The sequence below is a fragment of the Streptomyces sp. NPDC051136 genome, from assembly GCF_044455745.1.
GTDB lineage: Bacteria > Actinomycetota > Actinomycetes > Streptomycetales > Streptomycetaceae > Streptomyces.
This window is the reverse complement of sequence record NZ_JBITFE010000008.1, coordinates 58,539-75,949: the sequence shown is the minus strand read 5'-3', so window position 1 is coordinate 75,949 and position 17,411 is coordinate 58,539. Positions and strand designations below refer to the sequence as shown.

The following is a 17,411-nucleotide window of genomic DNA, read 5'->3' as shown; positions in this document are numbered from 1 at the left end:
CCTCACCGAACCGCCACCCCAAGAACCCGTCGTGATCCTCTCCGCCGCGAGCGGCCCTCCCTTGGGGAGGCGCCGCTCGGCGGTATGCGATTATTTTCCTTGCGGCGCCCCCCACCCGCCTGTGTTCGGCGTATTCCATAAAGGGGTCGCCGGTCGCAGAGGGGGACACGTGGAACTGCGTCAGATTCAATACTTCGTCGCCGTCGCCGAAGACCTGCATTTCGGCCGCGCGGCCGAACGTCTGCATATCGGCCAGCCCGCGGTCAGCCAGCAGGTCCGCCGCCTGGAGCGCGAGCTGAGCGCCGAGCTCTTCGACCGCTCCGGCCGCACCGTCACCCTCACGGCCGCCGGCCGGGCCCTGCTGCCCGAGGGACGCGCCGTGCTGGAGGCGATGGACTCCTTCACCGCCAAGGCGCAGCGGCTCGCCGTCCGGGGCGATGCCACCTTCCGCGTCGGCATCAGCTCGGCGCTCGGGCAGCGGCTCGACGACTTCCTGGACGCGCTGCCCGACCGGGGCGCGGCGACCCGCTTCGAGTTCCAGACCCTGGACGCCCACACCCGGCTGGAGGAAGTGCGGGCCGGACGGCTCGACGCGGCCTTCGTCCGCGGCCTCGAAAGCGCCCCTGGCCTGCTGTTTCTCAAGCTCTGGCAGGACCCGCTCGTGGTGGCCCTGCCCGCCGCGCACGAGCGGGCCGGCCGCGACCGCCTGAGCCTGGCCGACCTCGCCCGCCTGCCGTTGCGCATCGCCCCCCGCGCCGAGAACCCCGTGCTCTTCGACACGGTGGTCCTCGCCTGCCGCAGGGCGGGCTTCGAGCCGGCCTTCGGTCCGCCCTCGACCGGTCTGCAGGAAACCGTCGCCGAGATCGGCGCCGGCGCGGACGGCTGGATCCCGATGTACCCGGCGGCGGCCGGCGCGGTCTCCTCGCGCCGCGTCGCGGTGCTGCCCCTCGACGGCGAGCCCATCGCCGTCCGCATGTCCCTCGCCCTGCGGGCGGACGAGGACCCCGGTCGACTGGGACTGCTGGCCGAAACCAGTGCCCGCGTGCGCGAGAAGTTCACGGGTAAAGACCTGACCCGCTGAATTCTTTACCTGGGTATTAAAGTCATGCCCACATCGTGGGATAGCGTGTCCCGTGTCGAAGAACTTCCTTCAGCGTGACGCTGGTTGAATACCGAAGTTCTTCGCGGTTCATCAACGGGGTGATGCGGAGTGGGTCCATCGGGACCCCCCGCAACAGAATGAACGGTTTCCCAATTCTTTGTCGGCCCGCGCGGAAAGCCGCGCGGGCCGTCGCCCCGCCTGCTGCATGCGCCATTCATGGAGGGGTAAAAATGGTCGTCAATCTTGACGTGACGCTGCGCGACGGCGGTTACCGCAACAACTTCGACTTCCCGCTCGACTACGCCCGCCACCACGCCCGGGAGAGCGTCGCGGCCGGCATGGAGTGGGTCGAGATCGGCTACCGGAACGGCTCCTTCAAGCCGCGGCCGGGCATCGGCCGCACCGGGCTGGGCGCCGACGACTACATACGCGCACTCGCCGAGGCCGTCCCGCCGGAGCACCTGTGCATGATCCTGCACCCGAAGAACATCACCGAGGACGACCTGCCGCGCATGTACGAGGCGGGCGTGCGCATGGTGCGGTTCTGCCTGCCCTCCGGTGCGCCGGAGGCCGGACTCGCGCTGCTCTCGCAGGCCGTGGACCTCGGATTCACCACCACCGTCAACATCACCCGCGTCAGCCAGCTCGACGGCCGCCGCCTGGCCGAACTGGCCGCCATGTCCGGCGACTCGGGAGCCGACGTCGTCTACCTGGCCGACTCCAACGGCAGCATGCTGCCGCGCGAGGTCTCCCGGCTGGTGACCCTGGTCCGCTCGGTGACCGACGCGGCCATCGGCCTGCACGCCCACAACAACCTCGGCCTCGCCCTGGCCAACGCCATCGCGGCCGTGGACGCCGGAGCGACCTGGATCGACTCCTCCGTCCTCGGCATGGGCAAGGGACCGGGCAACCTCGTCACCGAACAGTGGCTCGCCTACCTCGGCCGGCACGGGCACACCGACGGCTACGACCTGGGCCGGGTCCTCGCCCTCGCCCACCGCATGGAGGGCGAGTTCACCGAGGCCGCGCCCTCCCTGCCCCTGCCCGACCTGGTCCTCGGCCACTTCGACCTGTCCGTCGAGGAGCGCGCCAAGCTCCCGCAGGGCCACATCTCGGACGCCTTCTCGGCCGCCCGGGAACTGACCGCCACAGGCGCTCGGTGACGCGGCCCGCACCAGGGGCCGAGCCCACGCACGACGCGGCGCCCGTGGCGGCCCGCGTCGTGCTGGGCCGGCCCGACGCCCCGCGCCACGCGGTCGTCCTCGCCCCCGTCCTCGCCCGATGGGACGACGGCGCGTTCTTCCGGCCGATCGCCGGCCCGCTCCTCGACTCCGGCCACCGGGTCACCATCCACGACACCCTGTCCCTCATGCGGGACGGCGACGACCTCAAGAGCCTCGTGCGCCGCTGGGCCCGGTACCTCGCACCGCGGGAGCGGCTGCGCGGCACGGCGCCCGACGCGCACCGCCCGGTGCGGGACGAGGCCCCGGACGTCCTCGTCGGCAACGCCCTGGGCGGCGCCGTCGTCCAGGGCATGCTCACCGAGCCGTGGACCCACCGGGCCAAGGTGCTGCTGCTGTCCGGGCCCACCGTCGCCGACCACGCGCTGAACACCGCACTCGAACGCATCGCCGCGACGGCCGAGGCCGAGGGCCTGCCGGCGGCCACCCGCCTGCTCGAAGAGGTGGTGCGCGGCCCCGAAGGGCCGGCCCGCACCGCGGACCCGGGCTCCGGCCCGCCGGACGCCTCCCGCACCCCGGACGACTCACGTCACCCGGACGCCTCCCGCACCCCGGACGCCGGCGAACCGGCGGCGGCCCGACGGCTTGCGGCCGGACTGCGCCTGCTGCGCGACGCCGACGCCCGGCACGCGGTACGGGACTTCCCCGGACCCCTGCTGCACGTCTACGGCGCACAGTCCCGGCTCGTCCGGCGCACCCACCTGGCGACCGGACCGCTGCCACAGCACCGTTTCGTCGCCGTCGCGCGGGCCGGGATGCGCCCGCACGCCGACCGGCCGGATCTCGTCCGGCACACCCTCACCCGCTTCCTGGGAGCTGAACTCACATGAACCGCAAGACCGTCGCCGTCCTCCCCGGTGACGGAATCGGACCGGAGGTGCTGGACGCCGCGCTGCCGGTGATCGACGCCCTCGACCTCCCCGTCGACCTCGCGTTCGGCGACATCGGCTGGCAGTGCTGGCGCGACGAGGGCAACCCCGTCCCGGACCGCACCTGGGACCTGATCGAGCGCAGCGACGCCGTACTGCTCGGCGCCACCACCACCAAGCCGCGCGACGAGGCACTGGCGGAACTCGCCCCCGAACTGCGCGGGAGCGCCCCCCGGTACATCTCGCCGATCATCCAACTCCGCCGCCGTCTCGACCTGTTCGCCAACCTGCGCCCGGTGGAGAACTATCTCGGCGGCACCGCCCCGTACCGCTACTGCGTGGTGCGGGAGAACACCGAGGGCCTGTACGCGGGACTGGACTTCAGCCCCGTGCCGGACGCCCTGTGGCCGCTGGTCGCCGACCATCCCAACGTCCGCCGCTCCAGCCGCACCGGAGCGGCCGCGTCCGTCCGCCTGCAGACCGCGCACGGCCTCGACCGCATCCTGCGCTTCGCCTTCGAGACCGCCCGCACCCACGGCTACGGGCGCGTCACCCTCGCCGACAAGCCCAACGTCCTGCGCGACTCCAGCGCCTACGTCCTGCAACGCCTCGAGAGCATCGCCGGCGACTACCCGGAGATCCCGTACGAGGTGCTCAACGTGGACGCGGTCGCCCTGTGGATGACGCGCCGCCCGGAGCGGTTCGGCGTGATCGTCGCCGAGAACATGTTCGGCGACATCCTCTCCGACCTCGGCGGCGGCGTCATGGGCGGACTCGGCCTGGCGCCCAGCGCCAACATCGGCGAGACGGGCAACTACTTCGAACCGGTGCACGGCAGCGCCCCCGCGCTGGCGGGCCGGCAACGCGCCAACCCCGCGGCCGCGTTCCTCACCATCGGTCTCCTGCTCACCCACCTCGGCTTCACCGGGCAGGCGGACGCGGTCAGGGACGCCGTACGGCACGTCACCCGGCGGCGCGACCGGGTCACGTACGACCTGGGCGGCTCGGCCACCACCGCCCAGGCCGCCGAGGCGGTCCTCGACGCCTGCCGTGCGCTGCCGCACGCCCCCACCGCCGCCGTCGTCACCGTGGGCGACGAACTCCTGCGCGGCGACCTGGAGGACTCCAACGCGGGCCACGCCTCCCGCATGCTGGCCGAACGCGGCATCCCGGTGCGCGTCCGGCACACCGTGGGCGACGACGAGGCCGGCATCGCCGACGCGGTCCGCTCCTGCCTGGGCCGGGACGACGTCGTCGTGGTCATGGGCGGACTCGGCCCCACCTCCGACGACGTGACGCGCGCCGCCGTGGCCCGGGCGCTCGGCAGGCCGCTGGAGCACCGGGAGGACGCCTGGCGGGCCGTAGTGGCCCGGCTGACCCGCTTCGGCGTCGCCGTCCACGACGACAACCGCCGCCAGGCGCTGTTCGCCGAGGGAGCCGAGCTGCTGCCCAACCCCGACGGCACCGCGTGGGGCTGCCGCGCCGAGACCCAGGGCAGCACCGTCCTGATGCTCCCCGGCCCGCCGCGCGAATGCCTGCCCATGCTGGAGGAGTCGCTGCGCGACGGCCTGCCCCACATCCCCCGGCCGCCCGAGACCACCACCCTCTTCCGCCGCACCCTCGGCGTCATCGAGGCGGACGCGGCGGCCCTGGTCGACTCCCTGGTCAAGGAGGACGGCGGACCGGCCAGGGCGTCCTACCGCTGGCACTACCCCTTCGTCGACATCCGCGTCACCTGCCCGCCCGGGGACGCCGGGCAGCTCGCACGACGCCTCGACGCCGCACTCGCCCGCCACATCGTCACCGACCGCGACCGCACCGCCGTCGAGGAGCTGGCGGCCGTGCTGGACGGGCACGACATCGCCCTGGACGTGGACGACCGGCTGACCGCAGGCCGCTTCGCCGCCGAACTGTCCCGCGCACGCGACACCGGCGACGGCTCGCGCTCCCTGCGGGTCGTCCTCTCCGGCCGGTGGGAGGGCGGGGACCCGACGACCTACACCGGCACCGTCACCCTGAGCTGCACCGTGGGCGAGGGCGCGGACGAGCGGGAGCACACCCTGACCGTCCCCAACCGAAGCGCCGAAGTCACCGCGTACGCCGCCCAGTACGCCGCCTGGACCCTCACCCGGCACGTCACCGGCCACCCGTACCCGAAGGAACCCGCATGACCACCGCCACCACCCCCGCCGACGACATCGGCGAGCTGCGCCACAGGCTTGCGCGGCTGGACACCGCCGCCCTCTCGGACGCCCTGGACAGCCTGCACGCCCCGCCGTCCGTACTGCCGGGCATCCGCCCGCGCACGCCGGGCAGCGTCGCCTGCGGTCCGGCCTTCACGGTCCGCTACCGCCCGCTGGACGACGACGCCCGGGGCTTTCGCAACGCGGCCGACTACATCGACGAGGTACCGGCCGGCTCCGTCGTCGTCGTGGACAACGGCGGCAGCACCACCTGCACCAACTGGGGCTCCCTGCTCAGCACCGTCGCCCGGCACCGCGGCGTCTCGGGCACGGTCGTCCACGGCTCGGTACGCGACGTGACGGAGAGCCGCGCCGCCGGCTACCCCCTCTTCAGCACCGGCGTCACGATGGTCAGCGGCAAGAACCGGGTCGTCCTCGACCGGACGGGGGCGAGCGTGGACGTCGGGGGCACCACGATCGACCCCGGCGACTGGATCGTCGCCGACGACAACGGCGCGCTGCGCGTCCCCGCCGCACTGGCCGGGGAAGTCCTCCGCCGGGCCGAGGCGGTCGACCGCACCGAGGCACGCATCCGCGCCGCCGTGCTCGACGGCAGCCGGCTCGACGCGGCACGCGCCCGCTTCGGCTACGCCCGCCCGTGGGAGGACGGTGGCCACGATGACGGCCGCTGACGGCGGGGCGCGGGCCGCCCGCTTCATCGACGTCCACTACCACAGCGGCCCCGACGCGTACGTGCGCCGCCGCACCGCGACGAGCGCGGGCGCGGCCTACGCCGCGCACGGAGGCTGGGTCGTCCTGAAGAACCACCTGGGATCGACCGCGGCCCAGGCCTGGGAGGCCCGCCAGCAGGGTCTGCCGGTCTCCGGCTCGATCGTCCTCAACGACCTGGCCGGCGGCTTCGATCCGAGGGCGGTGGAACAGGCCGTCGTCCAGCACGGCGAGGACAGCGGCCTGCGGCTGGTCGTCCACCTGCCCACCGTCACCGGGCGCACGCACCGCAGCCGCCTCGTCCGCACGCCCTCCCACCCGCTGCTCGCCGACGGCCTGCGTCCGCTCACCGTCACCGACGACAGCGGCACGCTCCGCCCCGACGTCCGCGAACTCCTGCGCGCCGCCCGGGACCTCCCCGTGGTCGTCTCCACCGGACACGCAGACGGCCACGAGGTGCGGCTGCTGATCGACGAGGCCGTCAGACTCGGCCTGCCCCGCCTGATGCTCAACCAGCCGGCCAATCCCATGACCGGTCTGACCTGCAAAGACCTGGCGGACCTCGTCGGCGCGGAACAGGTCTTCACCGAGCAGACCGCCCTGACCCATCTCCTCGGCTACCAGCCCTGGTCCGACCTCGCCGACGTCCTGACGCTCCTGCCGAGGGTCGTCTACAGCTCCGACCTGGGCCAGCCGTCCCAGCCGGACATCACCCCCTGGCTGGAACAGAGCGCCCAGTGGTTCGCCCAGGCCGGCCTGGGCCCGGACCGCGTCCAGGAGGTCACCCGGGACACGCCCCTGGCGATGCTCTCGCTGTGACGGCACGGCGGGCGGCCCCACGGCCACCGGTCGGGACGCGTCAGACCGACGGGGGCGGCGACGCGATCGACCTGATCACGTCGGGCCCCACCCGGCAGCAGCCCCCGACCAGCCGGGCTCCGGCCGCCCGCCACTCCCGCACCAGCCCGGGCGCGAACGAGGAGCGCCCCCGCCAGGCCCGCGCCCGCGCGTCCCAGGTCTCCCCGCTGTTGGGATAGGCGACGACCGGCTTCCCGGTCACCCGGGCCGCGACCGCGACCGCGCCGGACACGTCCTGCGGTGCACAGCAGTTGACGCCCACCGCGACCACCTCGTCCGCGTCGGCGGCCAGGGCGAAGGCCTCCTCCAACGGCTGGCCGGCCCGGGTGCGGTCCCCGGCGACGGTGTACGACAGCCAGGCGGGCACCCCCAGCCCGCGCACCGCCCTCAGCAGCGCCGCCGCCTCGTCGGCGTCCGGGACCGTCTCCAGCGCGAGGACGTCGGGTCCGGCGGCGGCCAGGACCTCCAGGCGCGGACGGTGGAAGCGCTCCAGCTCACCGGCCGACAGACCGTACCGCCCCCGGTACTCGGAGCCGTCCGCGAGCATCGCCCCGTACGGACCCGCCGACGCCGCCACCCACCGCGGCCGGCCCGGTCGGTCCGTCCGCGCCGACCGAGCGGCCTCCCGCGCCGAGTCCACACTGAGCGCCAGCAGTCCGGCGGCCCGCTCCCGGCCGATGCCGCGCCGGGCGAACCCCTCGAAGGTGGCCTGGTAGCTGGAGGTGATCACCACGTCCGCGCCCGCCTCGAAGTAGGCGCGATGGGCCCGGACGATCGCTTCGGGGTCCTCGTCGAGCAGCCGCGCCGACCACAGCGCGTCCCCCAGGTCGTGCCCGGCCGCCTCCAGCTGGTTGGACAGCCCGCCGTCGAGCACGAGCCCCCCGGAGGCGAGGGCAGCGGCGAAGGAGGAGACGGCGGCACCGTCGGCGAAGTCGCTGGTCATGCCCCCGAGGCTACGACGTGCCCGGCCGGGCGCCCGTCCCGTGTCCCCCGTGCGAGCTACAGCCAGGTGTCCACCGTGAGGTGACGATCTCCCGCCGCCGGATCCGTAGCGTCCGGTGCAGCAGCCCGGGGCGGCGAAGTCCCGGGCCCTACCGAGGAGTTACCGTGCGCTTTGTCTGGCAGTTCCTGGCCGTGCTGGCGGCTTACGCCCTCAGCGGGACGGCCATCCAGGCGGTGAAGGACAACGACTGGCTCACCCTGGTCGTCGGACTCACGGCGGCCGCGCTGATCCTGTTCGTGTACGCGTGGGTGGTGCGGCGCACCGAGCGCCGGCCGGCCCGGGACGTGGCCCTGGAAGGCGCCCTCGCCAAGACCGGCTGGGGCGTCCTGATCGGTGCCGGGATGTTCTCGGCCGTCATCACGAACCTCCTGTCCTCCGGGTACTACGAGGTCGAAGGACTGGGCTCGGTGCAGGGCGCGATCGGGCTGGTCGGCTTCATGGCCGGCGCCGCCGCCACGGAGGAGGTCGTCTACCGCGGGGTGCTGTTCCGGATCATCGAGGAACACATCGGCACCTACCTCGCGCTGGGCCTGACCGGCCTCGTGTTCGGGCTGTCCCACCTGCTCAACGAGGACGCCACGCTGTGGGGCGCCGTCGCCATCGCGGTCGAGGCCGGATTCATGCTCGCCGCCGCCTACGCCGCCACCCGCAGCCTGTGGCTGACGATCGGCGTGCACTTCGGCTGGAACTTCGCCGCGGGCGGCGTCTTCAGCACCGTCGTCTCCGGCAACGGCGACAGCGAGGGCCTGCTGGACGCCACGATGTCCGGTCCGAAGCTGCTCACCGGCGGTGACTTCGGCCCGGAGGGCAGCGTGTACTCGGTGGGCTTCGGGATGCTGCTGACGCTGGTGTTCCTGTGGCTCGCGCACCGGCGCGGGAACATCGTGCCGTTCGGCTCCCGGCGGCGTGCCGCGGGCGTCGACACCGCCGCTACACTTCCCCGGTGATCGATCGCCGACGGGTACCGGAGCTGTGGCGTCGGCTCGATGTCACGGTCCGGGACCTCCCGTTGGGGGTGCTGCTCCTCGCCGCGTCGCTGCTGCCCGCGCTGCGCGGTCACGGCACCGAGGTCGGCGGTCTGCCGACCCGCCCCGGCGACGCCCTGGCCGTGGTGGCGGCCGTCCTGCAGTCCCTCCCGCTGGCCCTGCGCCGCCGCCGGCCGCTCGCCGCACTCGCCCTGGTCTCGCTCGGCTTCGCCCTCGACCAACTGCGCGGTTACCACCTGTTCGCCGGGGCCGCGCTGCCCGTCGTACTGATCAGCGCGGGGTCCTACCTGGAGACGTACCGGCGCGCCACCCTGGTCACCGCGTCCCTGGCCTTCGCGGCCCTGTCGGCCGAGCTCCACCGGCGCGGCCCGGGCGAACCCGCGATCGAGTTCGTCTCGTTCTACCTGGTGCTTGCCTTCACCTGGGGCGTCGGCGCGTGGCTGCGCTCGGCGCGTGCCGCGGAGGCGGAACGCCGCAGCAGGGTCGCCGAGGACGCCCGCAACGCCGAACGCGCCCGCATCGCCCGCGAGTTGCACGACGTGGTGACCCACCACGTGACGGCGATGGTCGTGCAGTCCGAGGCCGCCCGCTATCTCAAGGCCGTGCCCGACCGGCTCGACGAGAGCCTCGCCGCCGTCAGCGACACCGGCCGCCGCGCCATCACCGACCTACGGCACCTGCTGGACCTCCTCAACCCCGACCACGGGACCGCCGAGCCCAGGACGCCACCCGTGGGCCGCGTGCTCACCCTGGTCGAGCAGACGCGCCGGGCCGGACAGCCGGTGGAGTTCACCGAGGAGGGCACCCCGGCCGAGGCGACCGGCAGCTCCGACCTCGTGGCCTACCGCGTCGTGCAGGAGGCCCTGACCAACGCCCTCAAGTACGACCGCGGCGCCAGGACCTCGGTGCTGGTCCGGCACGGCGAAAGAGAGATCACGGTGGAGGTCGGCACGGACGGCTCCGGCACCGCGGCCGCGTCCCCCGGCGGAAGCGGACGGGGCCTGGCCGGCCTGCGGGAGCGGGTCGACGTACTGGGCGGCCAGTTCCACGCGGGCAGTCAGGCGGCCGGCGGCTTCGTGGTCCGGGCCCGGATCCCCGGAGGAGGCACGGCATGAGCGCACCCGTCCGGGTCGTGATCTGCGACGACCAGGCACTGATCCGCACCGGACTGGCGACCATCGTCGACGCCCAGCCCGACCTTGAGGTGGTCGGCGAGTGCGGGGACGGGCGGACGGGCGTCGACCTGGCCCGCCGACTGCGCCCGGACGTCGTGGTGATGGACATCCGCATGCCGGTCCTCGACGGCCTCGAAGCCACCCGCCTGCTGGCCGGCGCCGGGGTGGAGCACCCCGTCAAGGTGCTCGTGGTCACCACGTTCAACCTCGACGAGTACGTCTACGAGGCGCTGCGCGCGGGCGCCAGCGGCTTCCTGCTCAAGGACGCGCCCCCGGACCGGCTGCTGCACGGCATCCGCACCGTCGCGATGGGCGCGGCGCTGCTCGACCCCGACGTGACCCGCCGCCTGGTGGGCCGCTACGCCGCCCGGATCCGCCCCGCCGGGGGCGCCGCCCCGGAGACGCCGCTGACCCCGCGCGAGACCGAGGTCCTGAGGCTGATCGCGGAGGGGCTGTCCAACAGCGAGATCGCCGCCGCCCTCGTGATCAGCCCCGAGACCGTCAAGACCTTCGTGTCCCGCATCCTGACCAAACTCGACCTGCGCGACCGCGTCCAGGCGGTCGTCTTCGCCTTCCGCCACGGACTGGTGACCTGAGGCGCGGCGCGGGCGGCTCAGCCCTGGAGCCGGCCGCGCATCTGCGAAAGACGCCGGTCGAAACGCCGGTTGTGCCAGGCCAGGTAGCCCACGAGCGTGACGCCGAGGACGAGCATCAGGCTTCCCGTGCCGACCGACCCGGTGGCGTACCCCAGGGCGGCCGTGCCGAGGAAGATGACCGCCAGCAGCGGGAACGCCCACCAGCGGTTGCGCCGCAACCGCTCCTGGCGCGAGTCGACCAGCTCCGCCATGGCCCGCCGCTGCTCCGGGTCCCGGGGCGCCGGCGCCCCCTTCAGGATCTGCCGTTCCATGGCGGGCACGTCGTCCGGCCGGGTGCCCGCCGCGCGGGCGTCGCGCACCCGTCGGCGGCGCACCAGGTACACGATCCAGGCGGCGGCCGGGACAGCGCCCAGCAGGGCCGACGGCCACGCCGACGCGCCGTTCATGAGCAGCCTGACCCCGACGGCCACTACCAGGGCCATCACACCGATGCCCCAGAGGCTGTCCTGCCACCGCAGCCGCGGACGGTCTTCGCTTCTCGTCGTGTTCGACATGTCACCTCGCACGGGAGGACGAGTGGGAACGATGCCGGTCGGATACCCGCGTTCGTCCGGAACACTTCGGTCCGCACCGAACCAACCGGCGCCTAGCGTGCGGGACATGAACGACACGCCCACCGCCGCCAGTACCCTCGCACCCGCCGCCGCCGCCGTCACCGGCATGGTCGACCACGTCCTCGCCCTGGCCGCCACCTGGACCCGCTGGGACGGGCGGCCCGCACACGTCGACGGCCGCGTCTACACCCCGCACAAGGCGATCCGCCGGGTCGCCGACCACATGATCGACCACCTCGCGGAACTGGAGGCCAGGTCGGTGGGGGAGAAGCCGCAGCCCGACCACTGGCACGCCTCCGTGATCACCACGGACGCGGACCGCGCCCCCTTCACCGACGAGGACCTCGACGAGGCCCGCAGCCGCCTCACCCGTCTGGCCCGGATCTGGGCCAACCGCCTCGACGCGCTCACCGACGACCGGCTCGACCACTCGCCCGGCGAAGGCTGGACCTTCCGTGAACTCGCCGTCCACCTGGCGGAGTCCGCCTACTACGCCGACGCGGTGGGAGACCTCTCGTGACCGCCTTCGCCGCACTCCACCGCCCGGCGATCCCCTGCTCCTGCCGTGCGCCTGGGACCACGCCTCCGCGTTCGCCCTCGCCGGGCACGGCTTCACGGCCGTCGGCACCACCAGCCTCGGCGTCGCGGCGGCGGCCGGGCGGCCCGACGGCACGTCGGCGACCCGCGACGAGACGCTGCGGCTGGCCCTCACCCTCGGCTCGGGCCCCTTCCTGCTCTCGGTCGACGCGGAGGACGGCTTCAGCGACGATCCGGACGAGGTGGGCGAGTTCGCCCGGCAGCTGGCGGCGGTCGGCGCCGTCGGGATCAACCTGGAGGACGCCCTGGGACCGGCCGACCGGCACGCCGCGAAGATCGCCGCGGTCCGGTCGGCGGCCCCCGGCCTGTTCGTCAACGCCCGCACCGACACGTACTGGTCGGGCGACGGCGACTGGGCCGCGACCCTGCGGCGCCTGGATGCCTACCGCGAGGCCGGCGCCGACGGCGTCTTCGTCCCCGGGCTCACCGACCCCGCCCGCATCGCGGCCCTCACCGCCCGCCTCGACGTGCCCCTCAACGTCCTGTACACGCCGGGCGCCCCCACCCTCGCGCACCTCGCCGACCTCGGCGTGCGCCGCGTCAGCCTCGGCTCGCTGCTCTACCGGCGGGCGCTGGGCGCCGCCCTGGAGACGGCCGCCGGCGTCCGGGCGGGCCGCGACCCGGGCGGCCCGGCACCCACGTACGACGAGGTGCGGGCGCTGACCTAGGGAGTGCCCGGACCCCCGTCGTCCCGGGGCCAGTTCTCCAGCGCCACGTGCAGGGCGTCGACCGCCCTGTCCCAGGACGCCTGTACGTCGCGCGGGGCGCCGAAGCCGCCGGAGGCCTCCAGCGCGCAGTACCCGTGGAAGGTGGAGCGCAGCAGGCGTACCGCGTCGGTGAGGTCCGGTTCGGTCAGGCCGTAGGCGCGCAGCATGCCGTAGGTGATCTCGGCGGTGCGGCGCAGCGCGGGGGAGCCGGCGACCAGGGACTGGTCGATGCGGATCTGGGTGGCGGCGTAGCGGCCCCGGTGGCGCAGGGCGTAGGAGCGGTAGGCGCCCGCGAAGGCGGTCAGGGCCTCCCGGCCCGCCCGTCCGGCGACCGCGGCCGCGATCTCCTCGATCAGCTCCCCGCCCGCCAGCAACGCCATCCGCTCCCGCAGGTCCCGCAGGCCCCGCACGTGCGTGTACAGACTCGCGTCCTTCACCCCGAGGCGCCGGGCCAGCGCGGAGACGGTGACGTTCTCGAACCCGTCCTCGTCGGCCAGGTCGGCGGCGGCCGCGACGACACGGTCGGTCGTGAGACCGGCTCGGGGCATGGGACCACCTTCCGCAACCCGCCCTCTTCCGGCACCACCCTAACGCCGGGCCCGGGCCGCTCCGCCCGCCCCGCCGCGGCAGCCGGCCACCGGGCCGTCAGCCCGCCAGCACCCCGCGCACGAACGCGTTGGTGAACTTCCCCGCCGGGTCCAGCGCACCGGTCAGCGCCCGGAAGTCGGCCAGCCGCGGGTAGAGCGCGCCCAGCCGTTCCGCCGGGGTCGTGAACACCTTCCCCCAGTGCGGACGGGCCGCGAACGGGGCGAGCGCCTCCTCGACGCGGCGCACCACCGGCAGCACCGCCGCCGTGTCCTCGACCCAGGTGAAGTGCGCGGCCACGGAGTCCCGGCCGTGGGCGGGGCTCAGCCACTGCTCGTCGGCGGCGACCGTGCGGATCTCGCAGGTCTGCAGCACCGGCGCGATCACCTCGCGTATCGCGTCCACCGCGTGCAGGGCGGCCAGGGCGTGCTCCCGGGGCATCAGGTACTCCGACTGAAGCTCGGCACCGCTGCTGGGCGTGAACTCCGCGCGGAAGTGCGGCAGCCGCTCGTGCCAGGGCCCCGGCACACCGAACTGCTCCGTGCAGTTGACCGCGGGCATGCCGGGCACCGGATGCATCTTCTCGGCGGCCGGCGCCGCGTACGGGAAGCCGGGCAGCGGCCGGTCGGTGCGCCGCTTGAGCCACACCTGCCGGAAGCCCGGCGCCCGCCAGTCGGTGAACAGGCTCACGCTGTACGCCGCGGCCATCACCGTCTCGAACGTCGCCGTGTCCATCCCCGCCAGCGGCAGCTCGGTGAAGACGTGCTGCTCGACCTCGTAGGCCGGCTCCAGGTCGAGGGTGAGCGCGGTCACCACGCCCAGCGCACCGAGCGAGGTCACCGCGCCGCCGAACCGCTCCTCGCCCCGCGCGACGGTCACCGTCGAACCGTCGGCGGTGACCAGTTCCACCTCGCGCACCACCGACGCCAGCGGAGCGTTGCCCACCCCGGAGCCGTGGGTGCCGGTCGCCACCGAACCGGCGACCGAGATGTGCGGCAACGACGCCATGTTCGGCAGCGCGAGGCCCCGCGCGTGCACCGACCGGGCCAGCTCGGCGTACCGGACACCGCCGCCGACCCGCACCGTACGGGCCGCGGCGTCCACGTCCACCTCGGACGGCAGGCCCGCCAGGGACAGCAGGACGCCCCCGGCGCCCGGCTCGGCGATCTCGTTGAAGGAGTGCCCACTGCCCAGCACCCGCACGGCGGCGCTGTCCGCCACCAGCGCACGCAGCGCGTCCACGGAGTGCGGCCGCAGCAGCTCCCCGGCGGTGTAGGTGATGTTGCCGGCCCAGTTGGTCACCGTGATGTCGCTCATAGCGCGGAAACCTACCCGGCGCGCCTGGAGGGGGACCCGGGCGGGAAGCCGCTGCCCCGGGGGCATACCGTGAGAAGTCGAACGCCGGAGCTGGGAGGAGACACGGGATGGACAGCCGTACCGCGCTGGTCGAGGATCTGATGGAGCGGTTCCCGAACGTACCGCGCGAGGCCGTCTTCAAGGAGGACCTGCTGCGCGGCGGCGTCGCCTTCGATCCGTCGGCGCTGAGCGACAACGAGGACGGCGAGGTCAAGCCGAAGTCGTACTTCATCTTCTCCTTCGACCACGGCACGCTGCCCGAGCTGGGCGAGGCCGCGCTGCGCCGTCCGCCCGAGGAGATCATCCTCACCGGCGGCCCCTACGACCTGCGCCGCACCGTCGTCTCGGTCCGTGTGAACCCCTCCTCGCCCTACCGGGTCGCCGCCGACGAGCAGGGCCAGCTCGGCCTCTACCTCGACGGCAGGCGCATCTCCGACGTCGGAGTGCCGCCCATGCCGGAGTACTACCGGCACAAGCTCTCCAACGGGAAGTCCGTCATGGAGGTGGCCCCCACCATCCAGTGGGGCTACCTGATCTACCTGACCGCGTTCCGCGTCTGCCAGTACTTCGGCGCCAAGGAGGAGTGCCAGTACTGCGACATCAACCACAACTGGCGCCAGCACAAGGCGGCCGGACGGCCGTACACGGGCGTCAAGGACGTCGACGAGGTCCTGGAGGCGCTGGAGATCATCGACAAGTACGACACCGCGAAGATCTCCACCGCGTACACCCTCACCGGCGGCGCGATCACGACGAAGGTCCAGGGGCTGGACGAGGCCGACTTCTACGGCCGGTACGCCAAGGCCATCGAGGAGCACTTCCCCGGCCGCTGGATCGGCAAGGTCGTCGCGCAGGCCCTGCCCAAGCCGGACGTCCAGCGCTTCAAGGACTACGGCGTGCAGATCTACCACCCCAACTTCGAGGTGTGGGACGAGTACCTGTTCAAGATGTACTGCCCCGGCAAGGAGCGCTACGTCGGCCGCGACGAGTGGCACAAGCGCATCCTCGACTCCACCGACGTCTTCGGCGCCCGCAACGTCATCCCGAACTTCGTCGCCGGCGTCGAGATGGCCGAACCCTTCGGCTTCAAGACGGTCGACGAGGCGATCGAGTCCACCACCGAGGGCCTGCGCTTCTTCATGTCGCACGGCATCACGCCCCGCTTCACCACCTGGTGCCCCGAGCCCACCACCCCGCTCGGCAAGACCAACCCCGACGGCGCGCCGCTGGAGTACCACATCCGCCTGCTCCAGGCCTACCGCCAGACCATGGACGACTTCGGCCTCTCCTCGCCCCCCGGCTACGGCCCTCCCGGCGCCGGCAACGCGGTCTTCTCGGTCAGCTCCTTCATGGACAGCCTGCCGGCGGACGCACCCGTAGAGGTGTGACCCGCGGTCCCGCGGTCCTCGGTGGTGCGCTTCCGTGATTAATCGGTGGCGTCGCCCCGGCGGCCGCGTCTAAGGTGACCGATGTCCGAGCGGCGGCCCTCAGCGGCCGTCGCCACAGGGGTACTTCAGAGGAGGTGTCGACCCATGGCTGTCACTGTGGCGGGCGCTGCCCGCATCCAGGAGTCCATCGAGTCCACCTCCTTGGCCACCGGCTGACCTCAGCCACTCCCTGAGATCCGGCGCCGGGGCCGCACCCTGAAGGGTCACCCCTTGTCTTCCACGTCTTCCACCTCCGCTTCGCACGCCCGCTCCGCCCTCACCCCCTACGGCTGGGACGAGGACTGGGCCGACGCGTTCGCGCCGCACGCGGCCGGGGGACTGATGCCCGGCCGGGTCGTCCGGGTCGACCGCGGGCAGTGCGACGTCGTCACCGCGGACGGCCTGCTGCGGGCCGACACCGCGTTCGTCACCCCCAACGACCCGCTGCGCGTCGTCTGCACCGGCGACTGGGTCGCCGTGGACCCCGAGGGCGGCACCCCGCGCTACGTACGGACGTATCTGCCGCGCCGTACCGCCTTCGTCCGCTCCACCTCCTCCAAGCGGTCCGAGGGGCAGATCCTCGCGGCCAACGTCGACCACGCGATCGTCGCCGTGTCGCTCGCCGCCGAGCTGGACCTCGCCCGGATCGAGCGGTTCCTCGCCCTCGCCTGGGAGTCCGGGGCGCAGCCCCTGGTCGTCCTCACCAAGGCCGACCTCGTCCCCGACCCGGTGACCCTGGCCCACCTCGTCCAGGACGTGGAGACCGCCGCGCCCGGCGTGCCGGTGCTGTCCGTCAGTGCCGAGCAGGGCGAAGGGCTCGACGTGCTCGCCGCCGTCGTGTCCGGCGGCACCGCCGTACTGCTCGGTCAGTCCGGCGCCGGCAAGTCCACCCTCGCCAACGCACTGCTCGGCGAGGACGTCATGGGCGTCCAGGCCATCCGCGACGTCGACGGCAAGGGCCGGCACACCACCACCACCCGCAACCTCCTCGCCCTGCCCGGCGGGGGCGTGCTGATCGACACCCCCGGGCTGCGCGGGGTCGGGCTCTTCGACGCGAGCAGCGGGGTCGGGCAGGTGTTCGCCGAGATCGAGGAGCTGGCCGAGGGCTGCCGGTTCCACGACTGCGCCCACGAGAGCGAGCCGGGCTGCGCCGTCCTCGCGGCACTCGACAGCGGTGAGCTGTCCGTGCGGCGCCTGGAGAGCTACCGCAAGCTCCTGCGGGAGAACCAGCGCATCGTGGCCAAGACCGACGCCCGGCTGCGGGCCGAGATCCGCAAGGAGTGGAAGCGCCGGGGCGCCCTCGGCAAGGCGGCCATGGAGGCCAAGAGGGGCGGCCCGCGGTAGCCCGCCGGCCGCCGTGACGCGATGTCCGATTTCCGCCAG

At 73.5% G+C, this 17,411-nt stretch carries 16 protein-coding genes and 1 pseudogene; 13 read left to right on the top strand and 4 right to left on the bottom strand.

Annotation, left to right across the window (positions count from 1 at the left end):
• Positions 1-169 precede the first annotated feature (169 nt).
• The 6 genes from ACIBCJ_RS23280 (at position 170) to ACIBCJ_RS23255 (ending at position 6,943) form a co-directional block, all read left to right on the top strand.
• On the top strand, positions 170-1,081 hold the full coding sequence (locus ACIBCJ_RS23280; protein WP_362092872.1) for a LysR family transcriptional regulator: 912 nt from the start codon (positions 170-172) through the stop codon (positions 1,079-1,081).
• A gap of 251 nt (positions 1,082-1,332) precedes the next feature.
• Entirely contained in the window at positions 1,333-2,265 is a 933-nt protein-coding gene (locus ACIBCJ_RS23275) for a hypothetical protein (RefSeq protein ID WP_362092875.1), read from the top strand.
• Positions 2,262-3,173, top strand: coding sequence for a hypothetical protein (locus ACIBCJ_RS23270; RefSeq protein ID WP_365978302.1), 912 nt, complete (start codon positions 2,262-2,264; stop codon positions 3,171-3,173). The genes ACIBCJ_RS23275 and ACIBCJ_RS23270 overlap by 4 nt, the downstream gene beginning before the upstream one ends.
• On the top strand, positions 3,170-5,383 hold the full coding sequence (locus tag ACIBCJ_RS23265; protein ID WP_365978301.1) for an isocitrate/isopropylmalate family dehydrogenase: 2,214 nt from the start codon (positions 3,170-3,172) through the stop codon (positions 5,381-5,383). The genes ACIBCJ_RS23270 and ACIBCJ_RS23265 overlap by 4 nt, the downstream gene beginning before the upstream one ends.
• The gene (locus ACIBCJ_RS23260) at positions 5,380-6,087 is read left to right on the top strand and encodes an RraA family protein (protein ID WP_365978300.1); all 708 of its coding nucleotides are present in this window, start codon (positions 5,380-5,382) and stop codon (positions 6,085-6,087) included. The genes ACIBCJ_RS23265 and ACIBCJ_RS23260 overlap by 4 nt, the downstream gene beginning before the upstream one ends.
• Positions 6,074-6,943, top strand: a complete 870-nt coding sequence (locus ACIBCJ_RS23255; RefSeq protein ID WP_365978299.1) for a DUF6282 family protein — start codon at positions 6,074-6,076, stop codon at positions 6,941-6,943. The genes ACIBCJ_RS23260 and ACIBCJ_RS23255 overlap by 14 nt, the downstream gene beginning before the upstream one ends.
• Before the next feature lie 40 nt (positions 6,944-6,983).
• Here the strand turns inward: ACIBCJ_RS23255 and mmuM are convergent, their stop codons facing one another.
• Positions 6,984-7,925 (bottom strand): homocysteine S-methyltransferase, encoded by a 942-nt coding sequence (gene mmuM / locus ACIBCJ_RS23250; protein ID WP_365978298.1) that lies wholly within the window; start codon positions 7,923-7,925, stop codon positions 6,984-6,986.
• A gap of 164 nt (positions 7,926-8,089) precedes the next feature.
• Between mmuM and ACIBCJ_RS23245 the strand changes: the two genes are divergently transcribed.
• Genes ACIBCJ_RS23245 through ACIBCJ_RS23235 form a run of 3 tightly spaced genes read left to right on the top strand, consistent with a single transcriptional unit; the run spans position 8,090 to position 10,742 of the window.
• Complete coding sequence (locus ACIBCJ_RS23245; RefSeq protein WP_365978297.1) at positions 8,090-8,932, top strand: type II CAAX endopeptidase family protein; 843 nt, start codon at positions 8,090-8,092, stop codon at positions 8,930-8,932.
• Complete coding sequence (locus ACIBCJ_RS23240; RefSeq protein WP_365978296.1) at positions 8,929-10,086, top strand: histidine kinase; 1,158 nt, start codon at positions 8,929-8,931, stop codon at positions 10,084-10,086. The genes ACIBCJ_RS23245 and ACIBCJ_RS23240 overlap by 4 nt, the downstream gene beginning before the upstream one ends.
• Positions 10,083-10,742 carry a response regulator transcription factor gene (locus ACIBCJ_RS23235; protein WP_362092897.1) on the top strand — a complete coding sequence of 220 codons (660 nt, stop codon included), beginning with the start codon at positions 10,083-10,085 and terminating at the stop codon, positions 10,740-10,742. Before ACIBCJ_RS23240 ends, ACIBCJ_RS23235 begins: the two co-directional genes overlap by 4 nt.
• Before the next feature lie 17 nt (positions 10,743-10,759).
• On the opposite strand, the gene ACIBCJ_RS23230 is transcribed toward ACIBCJ_RS23235, so the two are convergent.
• Positions 10,760-11,296, bottom strand: a complete 537-nt coding sequence (locus tag ACIBCJ_RS23230) for a hypothetical protein (protein WP_365978295.1) — start codon at positions 11,294-11,296, stop codon at positions 10,760-10,762.
• A 106-nt stretch (positions 11,297-11,402) separates the two neighbouring features.
• Here ACIBCJ_RS23230 and ACIBCJ_RS23225 point away from each other — a divergent pair, with 106 nt between their 5' ends.
• Positions 11,403-11,876, top strand: a complete 474-nt coding sequence (locus ACIBCJ_RS23225; protein WP_365978294.1) for a hypothetical protein — start codon at positions 11,403-11,405, stop codon at positions 11,874-11,876.
• Positions 11,873-12,621: pseudogene (locus ACIBCJ_RS23220) on the top strand (isocitrate lyase/phosphoenolpyruvate mutase family protein). Before ACIBCJ_RS23225 ends, ACIBCJ_RS23220 begins: the two are co-directional and overlap by 4 nt.
• Here ACIBCJ_RS23220 and ACIBCJ_RS23215 read toward each other — a convergent pair.
• Both ACIBCJ_RS23215 and ACIBCJ_RS23210 read right to left on the bottom strand, forming a co-directional pair.
• Positions 12,618-13,208 carry a WHG domain-containing protein gene (locus ACIBCJ_RS23215; protein WP_362092908.1) on the bottom strand — a complete coding sequence of 197 codons (591 nt, stop codon included), beginning with the start codon at positions 13,206-13,208 and terminating at the stop codon, positions 12,618-12,620. The pseudogene ACIBCJ_RS23220 and the gene ACIBCJ_RS23215 overlap by 4 nt on opposite strands.
• Before the next feature lie 97 nt (positions 13,209-13,305).
• A complete protein-coding gene (locus ACIBCJ_RS23210) occupies positions 13,306-14,562 on the bottom strand; it encodes an FAD-binding protein (RefSeq protein WP_365978293.1) in 1,257 nt (418 codons plus the stop codon).
• Between the two features lie 107 nt (positions 14,563-14,669).
• On the opposite strand from ACIBCJ_RS23210, the gene ACIBCJ_RS23205 reads away from it, so the two are divergent.
• Complete coding sequence (locus ACIBCJ_RS23205) at positions 14,670-15,989, top strand: radical SAM protein (RefSeq protein ID WP_362092914.1); 1,320 nt, start codon at positions 14,670-14,672, stop codon at positions 15,987-15,989.
• Between the two features lie 270 nt (positions 15,990-16,259).
• Complete coding sequence (gene rsgA, locus ACIBCJ_RS23200; protein WP_362092917.1) at positions 16,260-17,372, top strand: ribosome small subunit-dependent GTPase A; 1,113 nt, start codon at positions 16,260-16,262, stop codon at positions 17,370-17,372.
• The last annotated feature ends 39 nt before the right edge of the window (positions 17,373-17,411 follow it).

Bases quoted from the DNA above. Each gene is read 5' to 3' on its own strand.
- ACIBCJ_RS23275 (WP_362092875.1), top strand. From the start codon at position 1,333: ATGGTCGTCAATCTTGACGTGACGCTGCGCGACGGCGGTTACCGCAAC.
- ACIBCJ_RS23265 (WP_365978301.1), top strand. From the start codon at position 3,170: ATGAACCGCAAGACCGTCGCCGTCCTCCCCGGTGACGGAATCGGACCG.
- ACIBCJ_RS23260 (WP_365978300.1), top strand. From the start codon at position 5,380: ATGACCACCGCCACCACCCCCGCCGACGACATCGGCGAGCTGCGCCAC.
- ACIBCJ_RS23255 (WP_365978299.1), top strand. From the start codon at position 6,074: ATGACGGCCGCTGACGGCGGGGCGCGGGCCGCCCGCTTCATCGACGTC.
- mmuM (WP_365978298.1), bottom strand. From the start codon at position 7,925: ATGACCAGCGACTTCGCCGACGGTGCCGCCGTCTCCTCCTTCGCCGCT.
- ACIBCJ_RS23235 (WP_362092897.1), top strand. From the start codon at position 10,083: ATGAGCGCACCCGTCCGGGTCGTGATCTGCGACGACCAGGCACTGATC.
- ACIBCJ_RS23230 (WP_365978295.1), bottom strand. From the start codon at position 11,296: ATGTCGAACACGACGAGAAGCGAAGACCGTCCGCGGCTGCGGTGGCAG.
- ACIBCJ_RS23225 (WP_365978294.1), top strand. From the start codon at position 11,403: ATGAACGACACGCCCACCGCCGCCAGTACCCTCGCACCCGCCGCCGCC.
- ACIBCJ_RS23215 (WP_362092908.1), bottom strand. From the start codon at position 13,208: ATGCCCCGAGCCGGTCTCACGACCGACCGTGTCGTCGCGGCCGCCGCC.
- ACIBCJ_RS23210 (WP_365978293.1), bottom strand. From the start codon at position 14,562: ATGAGCGACATCACGGTGACCAACTGGGCCGGCAACATCACCTACACC.
- ACIBCJ_RS23205 (WP_362092914.1), top strand. From the start codon at position 14,670: ATGGACAGCCGTACCGCGCTGGTCGAGGATCTGATGGAGCGGTTCCCG.